The 17,562-nt window shown below is 68.7% G+C and carries 17 protein-coding genes and 1 pseudogene; 8 read left to right on the forward strand and 10 right to left on the reverse strand.

What is annotated here, in order from left to right:
* Positions 1–157: 157 nt before the first annotated feature.
* Positions 158–1,603 (forward strand): GGDEF domain-containing protein, encoded by a 1,446-nt coding sequence (locus tag Ahu01nite_RS43005; RefSeq protein ID WP_203842546.1) that lies wholly within the window; start codon positions 158–160, stop codon positions 1,601–1,603.
* Between the two features lie 91 nt (positions 1,604–1,694).
* Here the strand turns inward: Ahu01nite_RS43005 and Ahu01nite_RS43010 are convergent, their stop codons facing one another.
* The 5 genes from Ahu01nite_RS43010 to Ahu01nite_RS43030 all read right to left on the reverse strand — a co-directional run bounded on the left by Ahu01nite_RS43010 (position 1,695) and on the right by Ahu01nite_RS43030 (position 6,382).
* A complete protein-coding gene (locus Ahu01nite_RS43010; RefSeq protein WP_203842547.1) occupies positions 1,695–2,309 on the reverse strand; it encodes a pentapeptide repeat-containing protein in 615 nt (204 codons plus the stop codon).
* 54 nt (positions 2,310–2,363) lie between these two features.
* Complete coding sequence (gene amcA / locus Ahu01nite_RS43015; RefSeq protein WP_203842548.1) at positions 2,364–2,543, reverse strand: multiple cyclophane-containing RiPP AmcA; 180 nt, start codon at positions 2,541–2,543, stop codon at positions 2,364–2,366.
* A complete protein-coding gene (gene amcB / locus Ahu01nite_RS43020; protein ID WP_203842549.1) occupies positions 2,540–3,640 on the reverse strand; it encodes a cyclophane-forming radical SAM peptide maturase AmcB in 1,101 nt (366 codons plus the stop codon). The genes amcA and amcB overlap by 4 nt, the downstream gene beginning before the upstream one ends.
* Before the next feature lie 327 nt (positions 3,641–3,967).
* On the reverse strand, positions 3,968–4,717 hold the full coding sequence (locus Ahu01nite_RS43025; protein WP_203842550.1) for a GntR family transcriptional regulator: 750 nt from the start codon (positions 4,715–4,717) through the stop codon (positions 3,968–3,970).
* A 306-nt stretch (positions 4,718–5,023) separates the two neighbouring features.
* The gene (locus Ahu01nite_RS43030; RefSeq protein WP_203842551.1) at positions 5,024–6,382 is read right to left on the reverse strand and encodes a serine hydrolase domain-containing protein; all 1,359 of its coding nucleotides are present in this window, start codon (positions 6,380–6,382) and stop codon (positions 5,024–5,026) included.
* A 32-nt stretch (positions 6,383–6,414) separates the two neighbouring features.
* Here Ahu01nite_RS43030 and Ahu01nite_RS51025 point away from each other — a divergent pair.
* Both Ahu01nite_RS51025 and Ahu01nite_RS43040 read left to right on the forward strand, forming a co-directional pair.
* Positions 6,415–6,717: pseudogene (locus tag Ahu01nite_RS51025) on the forward strand (helix-turn-helix domain-containing protein); the annotation flags it as partial.
* 26 nt (positions 6,718–6,743) lie between these two features.
* Positions 6,744–7,313, forward strand: coding sequence for an ATP-dependent Clp protease proteolytic subunit (locus Ahu01nite_RS43040; protein ID WP_203842553.1), 570 nt, complete (start codon positions 6,744–6,746; stop codon positions 7,311–7,313).
* Here Ahu01nite_RS43040 and Ahu01nite_RS43045 read toward each other — a convergent pair.
* The 4 genes from Ahu01nite_RS43045 to Ahu01nite_RS43060 are packed head-to-tail and all read right to left on the reverse strand — an operon-like array spanning position 7,285 to position 11,144.
* Positions 7,285–8,100, reverse strand: a complete 816-nt coding sequence (locus Ahu01nite_RS43045; protein WP_203842554.1) for an ABC transporter permease — start codon at positions 8,098–8,100, stop codon at positions 7,285–7,287. The genes Ahu01nite_RS43040 and Ahu01nite_RS43045 overlap by 29 nt on opposite strands.
* Positions 8,097–8,933, reverse strand: coding sequence for an ABC transporter permease (locus Ahu01nite_RS43050; protein WP_203842555.1), 837 nt, complete (start codon positions 8,931–8,933; stop codon positions 8,097–8,099). The genes Ahu01nite_RS43045 and Ahu01nite_RS43050 overlap by 4 nt, the downstream gene beginning before the upstream one ends.
* Before the next feature lie 2 nt (positions 8,934–8,935).
* Positions 8,936–10,135 (reverse strand): ABC transporter substrate-binding protein, encoded by a 1,200-nt coding sequence (locus Ahu01nite_RS43055; protein WP_203842556.1) that lies wholly within the window; start codon positions 10,133–10,135, stop codon positions 8,936–8,938.
* The gene (locus Ahu01nite_RS43060; RefSeq protein ID WP_203842557.1) at positions 10,125–11,144 is read right to left on the reverse strand and encodes an ABC transporter ATP-binding protein; all 1,020 of its coding nucleotides are present in this window, start codon (positions 11,142–11,144) and stop codon (positions 10,125–10,127) included. Before Ahu01nite_RS43060 ends, Ahu01nite_RS43055 begins: the two co-directional genes overlap by 11 nt.
* 115 nt (positions 11,145–11,259) lie before the next feature.
* Between Ahu01nite_RS43060 and Ahu01nite_RS43065 the strand changes: the two genes are divergently transcribed.
* The 3 genes from Ahu01nite_RS43065 to Ahu01nite_RS43075 all read left to right on the forward strand — a co-directional run bounded on the left by Ahu01nite_RS43065 (position 11,260) and on the right by Ahu01nite_RS43075 (position 15,792).
* Positions 11,260–13,164: a potassium transporter Kup gene (locus Ahu01nite_RS43065; protein ID WP_203842558.1), complete on the forward strand. Its 1,905-nt coding sequence runs from the start codon at positions 11,260–11,262 to the stop codon at positions 13,162–13,164.
* 139 nt (positions 13,165–13,303) lie between these two features.
* Complete coding sequence (locus Ahu01nite_RS43070) at positions 13,304–15,307, forward strand: serine/threonine protein kinase (RefSeq protein WP_203842559.1); 2,004 nt, start codon at positions 13,304–13,306, stop codon at positions 15,305–15,307.
* Positions 15,307–15,792 carry a hypothetical protein gene (locus Ahu01nite_RS43075; RefSeq protein WP_203842560.1) on the forward strand — a complete coding sequence of 162 codons (486 nt, stop codon included), beginning with the start codon at positions 15,307–15,309 and terminating at the stop codon, positions 15,790–15,792. The genes Ahu01nite_RS43070 and Ahu01nite_RS43075 overlap by 1 nt, the downstream gene beginning before the upstream one ends.
* 55 nt (positions 15,793–15,847) lie before the next feature.
* Here Ahu01nite_RS43075 and Ahu01nite_RS43080 read toward each other — a convergent pair whose 3' ends face one another.
* Positions 15,848–16,267, reverse strand: a complete 420-nt coding sequence (locus Ahu01nite_RS43080; protein ID WP_438874863.1) for an alpha/beta fold hydrolase — start codon at positions 16,265–16,267, stop codon at positions 15,848–15,850.
* On the opposite strand from Ahu01nite_RS43080, the gene Ahu01nite_RS52095 reads away from it, so the two are divergent.
* Together Ahu01nite_RS52095 and Ahu01nite_RS43085 are read left to right on the forward strand one after the other, a co-directional pair.
* A complete protein-coding gene (locus Ahu01nite_RS52095; RefSeq protein WP_438874862.1) occupies positions 16,190–16,546 on the forward strand; it encodes a TetR family transcriptional regulator C-terminal domain-containing protein in 357 nt (118 codons plus the stop codon). The genes Ahu01nite_RS43080 and Ahu01nite_RS52095 overlap by 78 nt on opposite strands.
* A 163-nt stretch (positions 16,547–16,709) precedes the next feature.
* Positions 16,710–17,562: 3-keto-alpha-glucoside-1,2-lyase-like domain-containing protein (locus tag Ahu01nite_RS43085; protein ID WP_369076643.1), on the forward strand; the 853-nt coding region annotated here is incomplete at its 3' end.

Raw genomic sequence — 17,562 nt, forward strand, 5'->3', positions numbered from 1 at the left:
GGCCGGACGGATCGATCGGGCTGGTCATCCTCGACCTCCTCGCACGGGCAGTCGCGCCCGAACCACGACCATATCGAAACCTGTCCAATGGGATGGTTTCTGCTTGATGGGTCGCCGGAATCCTCCGCCGGGAACGGCGGCTGCCGATAGTCGCGGTATGAATCGCCTTACCGCCCGATCGGTCCTGCCGATCGGTGCGGCCGCCGCGCTGGTGGTCGCGGCGGCGCCCGGCACCCGGTATTCCCACGGGGCCTACCTGATCATGTACAGCACGGCCGTGGCGCTGGGATGGTGGCGGCTGCGGACCTTCCGGGGACCCGCCCGCGGCGGCTTCATCATGATCATGGTCGCGGAGACCATGTGGCTGGCCGGTGACGTGCTCTACGACGTCCTCGAGAGGCTCGTGCCCACCCTCGGCGACGTGACGCCGTCTGACGCGCTGTGGGTCGCCGGTAATCCGATCCTCGCTGCCGGGCTGCTGCGCCTGGCCCGGCGCCGGTCGGCCGGGCGGCTACGCAACGGTTTGCTCGACGGGCTGACCATGGCGATCGTGGTCGCCTGGCTGTTCGGGCAGTATCTGGTGCTTCCGGCGGCTCAGAACCAGCGTCTCTCGCCGGACGTCGCCCTCGCCGCGCTCTATCCGCTCACCGATGTGCTGCTGTTCGTCGCGGTCACCGTATTGGTGCTCTCACCCGGCGCCAAGGGCGGGCCGGGCCGGTTCCTGATCGCTGCGGTGGTCCTGGAACTGCTCGGCGATCTGCTGGAGTCCACCGGGCCGGTGATCTTCCCCGCCATCTCCGACGACACGATCAGCCGTTTCGACGGCATCCTGCTGCTCGGCAATGTGCTGCTCATCTGCACCGTGCTGCACCGCGACGCCGAACGCTTCGCCGATCCTCGTCCCGACGACCGGCGGCTGCATCCCGCCCGGGTCGTCTTCCTCGGCGTCGCCCTGCTGACGTTCCCGATCATGGCCGCGCTGGTGACCGTGAGCCTGGCGGGCCGGATCTCCCTGATCTGCTCGGCCGTACTGCTCACCGGGTTGATCCTGGCCCGTTTCCTGCTCGTGGTCCGCGATCAGGAACGCACCCAGGCCATCCTCGCCCACCAGGCCGGCCACGACATGCTGACCGGGCTGGCGAACCGCCCGGCGCTGATCGCACGCCTGAACACCGAGTTGGCCCAGCCGGTCGGCTATGGCCCGGTCATCTGCTACCTGGACCTGAACGGCTTCAAGCAGGTCAACGACCGCTACGGACACGCGGCCGGCGACCTCGTGCTGGTCGAGGTCGCCGGCCGGCTCACCCGCGCCCTGCGGCCGGGCGATCTGGCGGCCCGGCTCGGCGGCGACGAGTTCGTCGTCCTGGCCGCGGACGCCACCGGCGAGAGGGACGCATCCGCCCTGGTCGAACGCCTGCGCGACCTGATCGCCGAGCCGGTGCGGGACGGTGACCGCGAATACGAGATCGGCGCCAGCATCGGCGTCGCCGCAGCCGCCGACCTCACCGGCCCCACCGCCGACACCCTGCTGGCCGCCGCCGACGCCGGCATGTACGCCGAGAAGGCCGCCCGCCGCACCCTGCTCGGGGCGACAAGCTTGTAGTAGATTTCGTCGCCGGTCGGGCGGCGGCGGATGCCGGCACCCGTCCGAGCTCTCACGGCTGACCGGATTTCCTCGCTGCCGAGGCCTGTTGTCAGCGAAACTCGGGCGCGACGATGATCGACAGCTCGTCGAGAAGAAGCTGTGTCAGCGCCGGCAGCTGTGAGTCGCTGAGGACAACGCCCCGTAGGGCGGTGGCGGCAGAGAGACCTGTCAGGCTGTTGCCGCGGAGGTCGACTCCGCGCATGTCGCAGTTCTCGATGGAGAGGCCGGCGAGCTTGCAGTTGTCGAACGTCATGGTCGGCAAGGTGCAGGAGGAAAGCGTGGTCTCGGTCAAGGAGCACCCGATGAAGGCGACAGGACCGGCTGCTTTCAGCCGGCTCAGGGTGGCGTAGTCCAGGCGGCAGTTCTCGAAGATCACGTCTTTCAGCGAAACGGTGTCGAGGTGGGCGCCGACCAGGGAGCAGCCGGTCAACACGCATCGGTCCAGCCTCGCCGCCGTGAGCGACATCGCCGACAGGTCGGCGTCGGTCAGCCACGAACGCGTCATCGAGATGTTCTCCAGCGTCGCGTGGCTCCAGATGTCGCCGGTGATGACGACCTCGGTCACAGCCTCGCCGTCGCCGGGGATCCTTCCCCATCGGGGCAGATCGTCCGGCTCGTCGCCGGGCAGAACAACTTTCAGGTCTCGTACGGCGCGGATCTGCATAGTTCACCTTAGGCAGCGGGCGCCGGAGCCGTTGAGCACCGCCGCTCACAGGAGTTACTTCTTCTTGTTCCAGTTGTCCCAGCTAGGCCGGTTATCGAACGAGGGCTTGGCGTTGTCCCAGGTAGGACGGTTGTCGAACTTCGCACCGTCAACGGGGGCTGGAGGTGTATCGCCAATGCCAAGGCGTTCAAGATCGGCGGTGTCGGCACGGGTAAGCAATTGCAGAGTGGTCACGGTGCTCCTTTTCGGATGTGATCGAGCGCGGAGCGCACTACGGCCTGGTAGGTGGTGCGGCAATAGTTGGTCTCGGTGATGTCAAATCGGCCGTGCTCGAAAAATCTGTTCCCGGCTTGGGCACCGCGGCAGAAGCTCCAGAACTCACACTCAGACGCGCAGCGGTGCAGGCCGGTGTCAAACTCGCGTACATATCCCACCCCGCGCAAGCGCGCCATCATCTCGGACAGAGCCTCGGTCAGGACGTTGCCGACGACGAAGTCGTCGTAGCGTGCGGCGGTGACGCCAAGCAGTTCCGGTGAGAGCACGACGACCTGGCCGATGGCGGAAACGGTGGGAATGGGATCGTAGACACTGGCTGCGATCTCGCTGCCGTCTCTTGCGAGGGCAATCCAGCTGCGGAGCCGGTCCAGGTCGCGGATCTGCAGCTGGGGGTAAACGCTTCGCAGCCACCAGAGCCGAGCCCAGAATTTCTGGGCCTGCACCGCGGTGACCTGCTCACGGTGGGTATTGAGCCCTTCCAACTCCTCGATGTTGAAGCCCACCGATACGCATCCCAGATCGGCGAAGAACCTGACGAGTTGGTCGGCAAAGGTGATGGTGTCGGCGGTGACAACACAGATCGCGCTGAAGTCGATGCCGGCTGCCCTGAGCTGATCAATCCCTGCTTGCGTCCTGCCAAAGGCTGAGCCCCCGGCACGGTCGACGCGGGTCCCGTTCAACGGTTCAGGGCCATCGATGGAGATGCCGACCTGGAACTGGTACTCGCGAAGTACGTCGATCCACCCGGGTGTGATGAGGGTGGCGTTGGTCTGTACTGCGTGGCGCACTCGTCCGGCCGAACGCAGCGGCTCGAAGGACGCCAGTAACGCCCGCATGTGAGTCAGCGGTGTCGTCAGAGGTTCACCGCCGTGCCAGACCACTTCGATCTGCCAGTCACCAGGCTGGGCCGCAATGGAGTCCGCGAGACGCTCGGCGACCTTGACCGGCATCAGCGTCTGCCGGTGACGTCCAGGCAAATAGCAGTAGTCGCAGTCGAGATTGCACAGCGTCGCCGGCTGCACGATCACAGTCCGGAACCGCTCACCAATCATCATCGCGAAACGGCGAGCAGTCGAAACCGGTAACCGGCGTTACGGTGCCCGCTGCGGGAATGCCGGCGGCTCGAGCTGTCAATCAGGTCAGGCATACGAGAACGATAGTTCGCGTTCTATAACGCGGTCAAGACGGAGAGTTACCGATCGACATGTTGCCGGCGGGACCTTTTGGCGCGTCGATCAGGGTGTGGGCATGAGCCGGCCCACGCCCATACAGCTATGGAGCTGGGCAGATGACTGGGAACGGCGACAGCCGCTGACCAGTGGGTCAGCGGCTGTCGATAAAAATGTCCGATTGAGCGCGACGGGCGTTCGTGCGGCGGAGGGCTAGGTGTTGATCTCGTACTCATATGTCTGCCACCGACCGGCCGCCGAGACTGACTGACCGAACTCAATGACGTCGCCTCCACTGTCGAGCACCCAGTTTCGGCCCAGCAGGATTGGCTCACCGGCCGCGATGCCCAGAATCTCGGCGACGGCGTCTTCAGCCTGCCCGGCGGTCACCTGATCGCGGCCTGCGGCCATGATCCGGCCCGTTTGCTGCTCGATGTATCCAGCGGTGCCGAGCTTGATGCGGTCGGCGACGAGCAAGTCGGGTGCCGAGTCGGCCAGCGCGCCCGGGAACCAGCTGATCGATGTCGAGTCCGCGACATCGTTGCGGTATGTGATGCGCTGTCGTCGGATGACCTGGGAGCCCGCCGGGATGCCCAAGGCTTCCGCGACCTCGTCGGGAGCCTCGACCAAATCGGCCGCCACGATCTTCGCGTACGTTCCCTTGGCATAGATGTTGCCAGTTCGCCTGGTCGATAGCATCCGGTCCCGCGCGGGCGTGCCGACCTTCTGGACGTCGACGACCGTGCCGCCGGCGCCGCCGGGAGTGGTTCGCACGAGCCCCTCCGCGCGCAGCGTGGTCAATACCTTCGCCGCGGTGGCGTGGGCCACATTCCAGTCGGTGACGAGTTGACGCGCCGACGGAAGACGGTCTCCATCTTTCAGGCGGCCATCACGGATCTCGCGGCGAAAGTGATCGGCGATCTGCTGGTAAGGCGGCGGCTGACGGTCAATGGTCGGTGGCACCGGGACTCCTCTCTAGAAGTTCGTGTTCTATAACGTGAACTGTAGGCTACGGTGACTCTCCCGCAGATGTGAGGGGCACGGTCCCTGCCGACTGGATGCGAGATCCGCTGGTGCCCTTAATCCGTTCGAGCAACGTTCGCACTCCCGATGACTTCGCATCACGCACGACCTCACGACACCTCATCGACGATGTCCGGAACCTGTCGCCCAGCGTGGGTCTACGGCCGACGCCACCGGTCACCCGGCGTGGGAGCGGCGTAAGCACTGGGCCGGCGCGGTGCCGCACGCCGTTGCTTGACTTCGGTCTTAATCGTTGACCGGGGCGGTCTGCCAGCCGGCGGGGTCGACGCCGCCCGGGATGGGGGACGCCGGGTCGTAGGGCTGGCGGGTGAAGACGAAGGAGCCCACGTCGAGGTGGGTGACCGCGCCGGCCGCGTCGCGGATCACCCGGAGGTGTTCGCCCGCGAAGTAGCCATTGAGGGCTTCCCAGGTTTCGACGGCGGTGGTGGGGCGGAAGCGGATGCCGGTCTTGCCGGTGAGGGAGGCCAGTTCCACGAAGCCGTCGGCGAGCGGGCGCAGCGCGTACCCCTGCGGTCCCCAGTACCAGGGCCCGGCCAGCTCCAGCACCCGCGGATCGACCGACGCCAGGGGCTGCCACGGGGAGGGGATGCGGGGCTCCCGGTCGGTGACGATCTGCAGCAACTCGGCGGTGAGGGTGCCGACCGTGAGGCCGGTGGTCGTGTTGGACAGGACGACCGCGCCGAGGTTGTCGTCGGGGCTCACCCAGACGGTGGCGAGGAAGCCGGGCATGGAGCCGGTGTGGCCTGCGAGGAGGCGGCCGTCGCGGTGCAGCAGCTGCATGCCGAGGCCGTACGGGCTGTCCAGGCTGGTTGCCTCCGACGGGCTGGACGGGATCCGCATGTCCTGGGCGGCGGGGTCCGTCAGCAGGAACGCGGCGAAGCGGGCCAGGTCGGTGGTGGTGGACCAGAGCTGGCCGGCCGATGAGAGCAGGCCGGTGTCCTGGGCGGGTTCCGGGAGCAGGACGTCGGCCCAGGGGTGGACGGCCCAGCCGGTGGCGTGCGGGGCGAGCGGGTGCGGGGTGGTGCGGGTCATGCCGAGCGGTTCCAGGATCTCCCGCTGCAGCACGGCGTCCCAGGGCTCGTCGTGCAGTTTCGAGACCAGCGCGCCCAGCAGCGCGTACCCGGGATTGGAGTAATGAAAGCGCTCGCCGACCGGGTGGCGCAGCGGGTCGTCGCCGAGGACGTCGGCAAGTTCCGGGCGCAGGGTGCCGGGGGTGCGTTCCCACCACGGGCCCGGTGACTCGCAGGCCAGGCCCGCGGTGTGCGCGAGCAGGTCGCGGATGGTGATGCCGTCGGGTGCCACGCCGGGGAGATGAAGGCTGAAGGGGTCGGTGAGAGCCAGCCGGCCCGCGTCGCGCAACCGCAGGACCAGGACCGCCACGAACGTCTTGGTGATCGAGCCGATCCGGTACTGGGTGTTGCCGTCGGGCACGTCGCCGTTCACGGTTCCCCGGGCGTCCGACCAGACCACGTCGCCGTCGCGGATCACGGCGGCCACGATCGAGGGAACGCGGCCCTGGACCTGGGCGGTGGCGAGCTTGTGCAGCAGGGCGCGACGGGTGCCGGGCAGCAGTTCGAGGGGCATGCGAGGAATCTACAAGCCCTATGATCGGGGGCATGTCGCTGCTGAGGACGGCTATCGGGACAGTGTTGCGGCGCCTTCGCCAACGGCAGGGTCGCACGTTGCAGCACGTCGCGGATGATGCCGGGGTGTCCATGCCGTACCTGTCGGAGATCGAGCGGGGGCGCAAGGAGGCCTCGTCGGAGATCCTCGCGGGGATCTGCCGTGCGCTGGGCATAGACCTGGTCGACCTGCTTGAGGACGTAAGGCTCGAATTACTACAAGCGAAGCGCATCGGCTCTGCTCAGGGCAGATACGCTCTGGGCCGATCTGCCGGCAGCAGAGAAAACGGCAATCGAGGCATGCGTACGCCGAAACTGGCCCTATGCCGAACTCTGAGCCCTACGGTTTCCAGCTCTTCGAGGAGCTACTGAAGCAGCGCATCGTCTTCCTCGGCACCGAGGTGAACGACGAGAGCGCCAACACGGTCTGCGCGCAGCTGTTGCTGCTGTCCGCGGCGGACCCGGCGCGGGACATCCAGCTCTACATCAACTCGCCGGGCGGGTCGGTGAGTGCCGGGATGGCCGTCTACGACACGATGCGGTTCATCCCGAACGACGTGGCGACGATCGGGATCGGCCTGGCCGCCTCGATGGGGCAGTTCCTGCTCACGTCGGGAACGGCCGGCAAACGGTATGCGCTGCCGCATTCGCGGGTGATGATGCACCAGGCGTCCGGGGGCATCGGCGGGACGAGCGCCGACATCATGATCCAGGCGGAGAACATGCTGTTCACCAAGCGCCAGATGCACGAGCTGATCGCGGAGCACAGCGGCCGCCCGGTCGCGCAGATCGCCGAGGACTCCGACCGGGACCGCTGGTTCACCGCCGAGCAGGCCCGCGACTACGGCCTCATCGACGAGGTCATCACCGAGGCGGCCCCGATCCCGGTGTGAACGCCAGGCGCTGAGCGACCCAGACCGGGATCACGGACGCGATGATCAGGACGGCCGCGACGACGTTCACCACCGGGGCCTGGTTGGGGCGGAACAGGTTGGTGAAGATCCAGAGGGGCAGGGTGGTGAGGCCCGGGCCGGCGGTGAACGTGGTCACGATGATCTCGTCGAAGGAGAGCGCGAAGGCGAGCAGGCCGCCCGCGAGCAGGGCCGAGCGGATCAGTGGGAACGTTACGTACCGGAAGGTCTGCCAGGGGCGGGCTCCCAGGTCGGCGGAGGCCTCCTCGAGGGTCGTTCCCGTGCGGCGCAGCCGGGCGAGCACGTTGTTGTAGACGGTGACCACGCAGAACGTGGCGTGACCGACCACGACGGAGAGCAGGCCCTTGCCGATGCCGAGCTCGCCCATGACCGAACGCCACGCGCTGTCCAGGGCGATGCCGGTGACGATGCCGGGCAGGGCGATCGGCAGGACGATCAGCAGGGACAGGGTGTCGCGGCCGAAGAACGCGAAGCGGTGCACGGCGAAGGCGACCAGGGTGCCCAGCAGCAGGGCGGTGGCGGTGGCCCCGAGGGCGGCCTGCACGGAGGTGAGCAGGGCCTGGCGGGCGCCGTCGCTGGCCCAGGCCGCCGCCCACCAGCGGGTGGTGAGGTCGTGCGGGGGCCAGGCGAACGTACGGTCGCCGTTGAAGGAGTTGACCAGCACCAGCAGCAGCGGCACGTAGATGAACGTCAGGCCGAGGGCCATGGCGGCGCGCAACGCCCAGCGCGCCGCGGGTGAGAGCGTCACAGCTCCTCCAGCGCGCCCGAGCGGCGGACGGCGATCAGATAGATGACCATGATGAGGACGGGGATCGTGGCGAGGGCGGCGGCGAAGGGGAGGTTGCCGGCGGCGCCGATGTTCGCGTACACCAGGTTGCCGATCAGCTGGGTCTTGCCGCCGACGATCTGGACGGTGATGTAGTCGCCCAGCGAGAGCGAGAACGTGAAGATCGATCCGGCGGCCACGGACGGGACCAGCAGCGGCAGGACGATCCGGCGCAGGGTGTGACCGGCGCGGGCGCCGAGGTCGGCCGAGGCCTCCAGCAGCGAGTCCGGCAGGCGGTCCAGGCCGGCATAGATCGGCAGGATCATGTACGGCAGCCACAGGTACGCCAGCACGATCACTGTCGCGGTCAGCCCATAACCCGGGCCGCGGCCGGGACCCCCGAACAGCGAGTCGATCGGGCCGCCGTTGCCGAGCAGGACCCGCCACGCGTACGCCTTGACGAGATAGCTGGCCCACAGCGGGGTGAGCACCGCGATGACCAGCCAGTGCCGCGAGCGCGCGGAGGCGACCTTGGCCATGTAGAACGCCATGGGTACGGCGACCACGGCGCAGATCACCGTCACCGCGGCCGCCACCCCCACCGACCGCAGCGTGACCGTGCGGTAGACCTCCTCGCCGAGGATCGTCCGGAAGTTGGCGAGCGAGAATTCCCGGACGATGCCCCCGGTGAACCCGTTGACAGTCCAGAACGCGGACACCATGAGTACGCCCAGAGCGCCGAGATACGCGACAACGAGCCACAGCACCGGGGCGGCCAGCAGCCCCGCGAGTTGCCACCGGGGATGGCGGTGCATGCTCACCCCTTGATCGCCGTCCACGCCTGCGTCCACGCCGCGTAGTCCTTGCACGTGACGTCGGTACGCCCGTCGACGCACTGCGCCAGCGGAGTGGTCCAGTACCAGACCTGGTCGAAGTAGGACTCGTCGTCGGCGTGGAACGTCGTGCAGTGGTTCTTGTCCACGGTCTGCGCGCAGGACAGCTTGTTGGCGGGCGCCTCCCCGAACCATTCGGCGACCGCGGCGTTGGCCTTCGGCGACACGATGTGGTTCATCCAGAGGTAGCCGCAGTTCGGGTGTGCCGCCTTCGCCGCGATCATCCAGGTGTCCGACCAGCCGGTGGCACCCTCGCTGGGCAGCACCGCCTCGACCGGCGCCCCGTCGGCCTTCGCGAGGTTGACGATCACCTGCCACGACGTGCCGAGCACGGAGTTGCCGGCCTTGAACGCCTGCACCTCCTTGGTGTAGTCCGCCCAGTACTCCCCGATCGCCTTGTTCTGCTCCTTCAACAGCGCGACCGCGGCGTCGAACTGGGTGTCGTCGAGCGCGTAGGGGTTCTTGATGCCGAGGTCGGGCTTGCTCTTCATCAGGTACAGCGCGGCGTCGGCGATGTAGATCGGCGAGTCGTACGCGGTGATCTTGCCCTTGAACGGCGAGTTCGGGTCGAAGACGGCGCCCCACGACGTCGGTGCGGGCTTGACGATGTCGGTGCGGTACATCAGGACGTTCGCGCCGCGGCCGTGCGGGACGCCGTACGCAACCCCGTTGACGGCGTTCCACGGCTTGTCCTTGAGCCCGTCGAAGATGTCCTTGTAGTTCGCGATCAGGCCGGTGTTCACGGGAGCCACGTCGCCGCCGTAGATCAGCCGCAGCGACGCGTCACCGGACGCCGACACCACGTCGTACTCTCCGGTCTTCATGAGGGTGACCATCTCGTCGGAGGTCGCCGCCACCTTGTTGTTGACCTTGCAACCGGTCTCCGACTCGAACGAGCTGACCCAGTCGACCGTCTTGTCGGTGGAGCCGTCCTCGACGTAGCCGGCCCAGGAGACAATATTGACTTCTCCCTCCCCCGCGCCGAGCGCCGCCAGTTTCTCGACCTTCGGCACGGAGAGCCCGCCCGGGCCGGAGCCGCCGCCCTCGTCGCCGCCACCGCACGCGGCGAGCGTGAGCACCCCCGCCACCAGAACCGCCGTCGTCCACCTGCTGTCAGCTCGCATGCGCGCTGTCCTTTCCGGAGGGGAGGGGAATGACGTGCTCCTCGTGCCAGCCGAGCCGGACCCGCTGCCCGCGCAGGCCGGCGAGCGCCCGCGGGGTGCGGCTGTTCTGCTCGACCACGACCACGCGGGCGCCGGCGTCCAGGTCGACCACATAACGGGTGACCGGCCCGGCATAGATGACCTCGGCCACGGTGCCCGGCGCGGCTGCTGCCTCGTCGGTGAAGGCGATCTTCTCCGGGCGTACGGAAAAGGTGCCCGTCTTCTTGAAAAGGGTTTTCGCCGTCTCCCCGGTGAACACGTTGGACGATCCGACGAAGCCCGCCACGAACGCGCTCACCGGCCGCTCGTAGACCGCTTCCGGGGTGCCGACCTGCACGATGCGGCCCGCGTCGAAGACCGCCACCCGGTCGCTCATCGTCAGCGCCTCGTCCTGGTCGTGCGTGACGAAGACGAACGTGATGCCGGCGTCGCGCTGGATCGCCTTGAGCTCCACCTGCATCTGCTCGCGCAGCTTGCGGTCGAGCGCGCCGAGCGGCTCGTCGAGCAGCAGCACCTTCGGCCGGTTGACCAGCGCCCGGGCCAGGGCCACCCGCTGGCGCTGACCGCCGGACATCGCCGACGGTTTACGCGCCCCGAAGCCCTCCAGCCGTACCTTGGCGAGGGCCTCCCGGGCGCGGTCGCGGCGTTCACGTTTTGCGACCTTGCGGACCTTCAGGCCGTACTCGACGTTCTCCTGCACGCTGAGGTGCGGGAACAGCGCGTAGTCCTGGAAGACGGTGTTGACGTCCCGCTCGAACGGCGCCAGCCGGGTGACGTCGCGGCCGTCCAGCGCGACCGTGCCCGCGGTGGGCAGCTCGAACCCGGCGATCAGCCGCAGCACGGTGGTCTTGCCCGAGCCGGACGGGCCCAGCATCGAGAAGAACTCGCCGTCGCCGATCCGCAGGTCGATGCCGTCCACCGCCGTGACGGCGCCGAACGTCTTGCGCAACCCGCTCAGCTCGACGGTCATGGGCCTGTTGTAGCGGATCTCGGTAATCACCCCGCACGGTTACCGCTGGATCTTTATATTGGGGCGGATTCCGGCATCGCCCTCTTGCGCCCGAGTTGACCTTTATCGTTTCACCGTGACGACTTCGCATGATTCCGTCCGGCTGGCCGTGGTGGTGGGCGCGCTGGGCGTGGTGTTCGGGGACATCGGCACCAGCCCGATCTACACGCTGCAGACCGTGTTCAGCCCGGACGACCCGCACCCCGTCCCGGTCAGCGACGGCAACGTCTTCGGGGTCGTCTCGCTGATGTTCTGGTCCGTCATGATCATCGTCACGGTGACCTATGTGCTGCTGGCCATGCGCGTCAACAATGACGGCGAGGGCGGCATCATGGCGCTGATCGCGCTGCTGCGGCGGTGGGGCTCGCAGCGCGGCCACAAGTCGGCCGGCATCCTGGCCGCGGTCGGGATCTTCGGCGCCTCCCTGTTCTTCGGCGACAGCATGATCACCCCGGCGATCTCGGTGCTCTCCGCGATCGAGGGGATCAAGGTCGTCGAGCCGTCCCTGGGCAGCCTGGTCGTGCCGATCACCGCCGTGATCATCGTCGTGCTGTTCCTGGTCCAGCGGCGGGGCACGGCCGCGGTCGGGCGCATCTTCGGCCCCATCATGATCATCTGGTTCGTCGTCATCGCCACGTTCGGCGCGATCGGGATCGCCGGTCACCCCGCGATCCTCAAGGCCCTCTCCCCCACGTACGCAGTGGGCTTCCTCGCCGGTCACTTCCCCATCGCCTTCTTCGCGCTCGCCGCGATCGTGCTCGCGGTCACCGGCGCCGAGGCCCTCTACGCCGACATGGGCCACTTCGGCCGCCGCTCGATCACCCGCGGCTGGCTGTTCCTGGTCTTCCCCGCGTGCACGATCAGCTACCTCGGCCAGGGCGCGCTGATCCTCGACGACCCGGCGAACATCCGCAGCCCGTTCTTCCTGCTCCTGCCGAGCTGGGGACGGCTGCCGATGGTCGTGCTCGCCACCGCGGCCACGGTGATCGCCTCCCAGGCTGTCATCACCGGGGCCTACTCGGTGGCGTCACAGGCGGCGCAGCTCGGTTACCTGCCCCGGCTGCGGGTCGTGCACACGTCGGAATCCTCGGTCGGGCAGATCTACGTACCGTGGATCAACTGGCTCCTGATGGTCTCGGTCCTCACGCTGGTCTTCGCGTTCCGCAGCTCTGCCGCCCTGGCCTTCGCGTTCGGCATGGCCGTGACCGGCACGATCACCATCACCACCCTGGTCTTCTTCTATGTCGCCCGCGGCAAATGGGGCGCACCGCTGTGGCTCATCGTCAGCGGCGCCACCGTCCTGCTCGCGGTCGACCTGCTCTTCGTCGCCGCCAACCTCACCAAACTGGCCCACGGCGCGTGGCTGCCGCTGCTGATCGGCCTCACCGCGTTCACCCTCATGACCACCTGGCAGCGCGGCCGCAAGATCGTCACTGCCGAGCGTGACCGTCAGGAAGGCTCACTGCGCGAGTTCATCGACGAGCTACGAGACCCTCAATCCCAGATCCAGCGGGTACGCGGCACAGCGGTGTTCCTCAACCGCGGCAAGCAGACGGCACCCCTGGCGATGCGCGCCAACGTCGAGCACAACCACGTCCGCCACGAGAACGTCGTCATCATGACGCTCACCACCGAGCCCGTGCCCCGCGTCCCCGACGACGAGCGGATCGTGGCCGACGACCTCGGCTACGGCGACGACGGCATCATCCACGTCATCGCCCGCTTCGGCTACATGGAGACCCCCGACGTGCCCGGCGTGCTCCGGCAGCTCGAGCCCGCGATCACCGAGGGTCACCTGCAGCTCGACCAGGCCTCGTACTTCCTGTCGAAGATCGAGCTCCGGATCGGCACGGCCCCGACGATGGCCCCCTGGCGCAAGCACCTCTTCGTCGCCACGTCCTACATCACCGCCGACGCCGCGGAGTACTTCGGCCTGCCCCGCAACCGTACGGTGATCATGGGCTCACACATCGAGGTCTGACCCTGTTTCCCCTGCGGGATCCCGCAGGATCGGATCAGCGACGTCTGCCGGCGGCCCTGGGCAGATACATCGTGTCCGCCATGCGACACACGGGGAGATGGGCCCCCGGGATGATCGGGGTTGCCGGTAATCTGCCGCGGTGCCGGACACCGAATCCACAATGGTCGCAGCCCGTTACCGTCTCGTGCGCATCCTCGGCGAGGGTGGCATGGGCCGGGTCTGGGCCGCACACGACGAGTTGCTGCACCGCGAGGTCGCGCTCAAACAGCTCCTCCTGCCGGCCGGCCTGACCCACGGCGAGATCACCGAGCTCCGCGAACGCGCGATCCGCGAAGCCCGCGCGGTCGCCCAGTTCGACCACCCCAACGTGATCCGCATCTTCGACGTCGTCCACGAGCAGGGCAGCCCGTGGATCGTGATGGAGCTGGTCGACTCCCGCTCGATGCACCAGGTCCTGCGCGAGGAAGGCCCGATGCCGCCCGCAAAGGCCGCCCGCATCGGCCTCGGCATCCTCCACGGCCTGCGAGCCGCCCACCGCGCCGGCATCCTGCACCGCGACGTCAAACCGGCCAACGTCCTGCTCGCCACCGACGGCCGCGTCGTCCTCACCGACTTCGGCCTCGCCGTGGCCGCCGGCGACAGCGCGATGACCCGGACCGGCGTCCTCCTCGGCTCCCCGTCCTACCTCGCCCCCGAACGAGCCCTCGACGGCGAGGTCGGCCCCGCCAGCGACCTCTGGTCCCTCGGCGCCACCCTCTACTACGCCGTCGAAGGCCGCACCCCCTACGAACGCTCCTCCCCCATCGCCACCCTCGCCGCCCTGGCCACCGAGCTGCCCAAACCCCCCGTCCGCGCGGGCGCGCTCTTCCCCGCCCTGGCCGGCCTCCTTCAGAAGAACCCCGCCCACCGAGCCACCGCCGACACGGCCGAAGCCCTCCTCCGCACCGCCGCAGCCTCCCCCTCCTCCTCCGAGGTCGATCCCCTGGCCGTCCTGGCCCCCACCCCCTCCGGCCTGGACCGCCTCGCCGCCCTCGCCCCGAACGGCCCGGCCCCTCGCGGTCCCGCGCCTGCGGCCGGTCCCGCACCCGCTGGACCACCACCTGCCACCGATCCCGCCGAGTTGCAATTCGCCGCCGGCCAGGGCGGACAGCAATTGACCGGCGGCCCTGCCGTGCCCGCTCCCACACCGACCGGCCCCCACCCGAACATGGCGACGGGCACAACGCCTCGCCCCGACACGCGGTCTCTCCCCGACACTCGACCCGCTCCGCCCGCCGCGACGCCCGCCGGCCTTGGAACAGCGGCCAGCCCCGGCACAGCGGCCAGCCCCGGCGCAGCGGCCGGTCCCGGAGCAGCGAGCGGTCCCGGAGCAGCGAGCGGTTCGGGTCCGGTGACCGGGCTGGGTGGGGCCGCCGGGCCGGGCGTAGCGGGGCGGTCCAGGCGGGTGCGGCCGATCTGGTGGTCGGCGGCGGCGGTGGTTGTGCTGCTGGTGGGTGGTGGAATCGCCGCGCGGCCGTTGTTCTCCACCGCCGAGGCGGGCGAGACCCCGTCCGCGGCACTGCCCGGGCAGGCGCAAGAGCTGCCTGGTCCGGCGGCGAGCTCCGCGACACCCCGCGGTGGGAAGCCTAGCTCGACCACGCACCGGTCGCGCAGCGCGGCACCGTCGCGGCCGAACAACGGTGGTGCCGCGTCCAGTCCGGTGGCCAGTACCACGTCGGTGAAGACCACGACGAAGCCGACCGCCGCGGCGCCCGGCGCGACCAGCACCAAGAGCACCGCGGCCGGCACGACCATGAGCAACATGGGCACCGGCACGTGCCTGCAGCTGAACACCAGCAGCAAGGCCATCGTGTTGTGGCAGTGCGACGGCCGGGACGCCCAGAAGTTCGATCTCCCCGGGGACGACACCCTGCGGGTGCTGGGACTCTGCGTCCAGGTCACGGGCAGTGGGGACGGCGCCCGGCTGCGCGGGGCCACCTGCAACGGGTCCGGCGCGCAGCGCTTCGATTACAACGACTCGTACGATCTGGTGAGTCTCAAGGACTTCGCCTGCGTCGACGTGACCGACAGCGACGCGTCGAACGGGGTCGTGGCCCAGGTGTGGGAATGCACCGGGAATTCGAACCAGAAATGGAATCACTGATGGGATACACGGGCCGGATCCTGGTCGCTCGCACCGGGAAGCCGTTCGAGGACGGAAATCTGCTCGGGGGTGGGAATCTGTTCGAGGGCGGGAGTCTGCTCGACGAGATCGACCTGGGAAGCGGCTGGCGGTGGGCGCAGCTCGACGGCGATGCGCGCGGGGCACTGGCCGCTCTGGTAGCGGAAACGGGAATGCCTGCGCTGTGGGCGTACGTGATGGACAGTGATGTTGCCGACGTCGAGGCGCTGAGCCCATCCGGCGGCGGGTGGCACACCTACCTGCATCCGGACACGGCGGCGGAGTTCGGGGCGCCGGAGCTGGACCAGAGCGCCGACGAGGTGCTCATGCGGGCCCTCGCGTGGTCGGCCGAGGCGGGTCTCGTCCCCGACCCGGAGGCCGTCCGTGCCCTGCTCACGGCGCACAACACGTTCGCCGAGGAGACACTCGGCGAGCTGCTCGCAGCGCTCGGGATCAACCACGGCTGACGGCTGACAGTCAACCGGTCGTGGCCCGGACGCGACCGGGCCACGACCCGTTCGGTCAGCCGAGTTTGCGGGTCAGGAAGTCGTGGATGAGCGGGAAGACCTCGTCGGCGCGGTCCTCGAGGAGGAAGTGGCCGCTGTCGAAGAGGTGGAACTCGGCATCTTTGAGGTCGCGCTTGTAGGGGTGGGCGCCCTCGGCCGGGAAGATGACGTCGTTGGCGCCCCACACGATCAGCGTCGGGGGCTGGTTGTCGCGCAGCCACTGCTGGACCGGCGGGTAGAGCGCCGGGTTCGTGCCGTAGTCGAGGAAGTAGTCGAGCTGGATCTCGTCGTTGCCGGGGCGGTCGAGCAGGTCATCGTCGAGAACGGGCGAGACCTCATCGCTTCCGTACGCTCGGCGATGGAAGGCCTGCCGACCGGCCGGGACCGGCTGGCCGCCTTCCTCGCCTCGGCCGGCGACGCGCTCGGCGGGTGCCAGATCGGTGGATTCGCCTACGACGCCGGGATTCTCGCCGAAGCCGACCTCCGGCAAGCGCTGGGTGCCGCGTTCACCGAGCTGGCCGGCCTCCTCGCCGATGTGGTTCGCGAGGCCGTGGATGACGGTTCCCTGCCGCGGGGGCTGGATCCTGCGAAGACGGCCGCCGCCCTGCTGGCCGTCGTCGAGGGTGCGTTCGTCGTCGCGCGAGCAACCGGACAACAGGCGTCCGCGGACGAGGCGACCGCTGGTGCTCTCGCATTGCTGACAGGGAAAGGCTGACGCCCGTGCTGCCCTGCCTGGCCGAGGCGGCGAGCAAGCCCTACTGAGTGATCCAGGTCACCACATAGGGGTTGCCTGCAACTTCCTGGGCGTCGCGGGCCACCAGATGTCCGTCACCTCGAAGATCAACCCCCGCTTCGAGGCCGGTCCTGGAAGGGAACCCATGGAAGACGCACCGAAGAAGAAGGCTTCTCGCAAGCGGAAGGTCGTTCTCGCGGCGGGCATGGCTGCCGTAGTGGCCGGTATCGGCACGGCGGCGACCGTCTCGTTCGCGGGAACCGGAGCGGGCACGGACGCCGTTACCACGGCGGCGAACACTGCGGCCTTCAGTGACACCTTCGAGGACGGCGACACCGCGGGCTGGAGCAAGTCCGGCGGCACGTGGGCGGTGGCGAGCGACGACAGCAAGGTGCTGCGGCAGAGCAAGAGCGGGGCGACGCCGGCCCGGGAGTTCGCCGGCGACACCGGCTGGACCGACTACACGGTGACTGCCACGGTCGAGCCGATCACGATCAATGCTGATGGGTACGCCGGGATCGTCGCGCGTTCCACCAGCTCGACCAGTTTCTACCGGCTCGCGCTCGCCGGCACCGGGAAGGTTCGCCTGGAGTCGGTCAGGTCGGGCACCGCCACGGTTCTCGGCGAGGCGGCGCTGACCGTGAGCGCGGGCAACGCGTACACGCTGGGACTGACCGTCAGCGGCAGCAAGCTGACCGGTTCGGTGAACGGCGCGTCGGTGCTGAGTGCGACGGCGAGCTCGTTCGGGAGCGGGCGGATCGGGCTCCAGACGTACGATGCGACAGCGCAATTCGACAACGTCACCGTAACCACCACCGGGGCAGCGTCACCAACCGCGACCGCAACCGCGTCACCCACCGCAACCGCGACAGCAACCACGTCACCGACCGCTATCCCCTCGGCGACAGCGTCACCCACGCCCACGCCCACGCCCACGCCCACGCCCACGCCCACGCCCACGCCCACGCCCACGCCCACGCCCACGCCCACGAAGAGCA

The organism is Winogradskya humida, from assembly GCF_016862215.1.
Classification (GTDB): domain Bacteria; phylum Actinomycetota; class Actinomycetes; order Mycobacteriales; family Micromonosporaceae; genus Actinoplanes; species Actinoplanes humidus.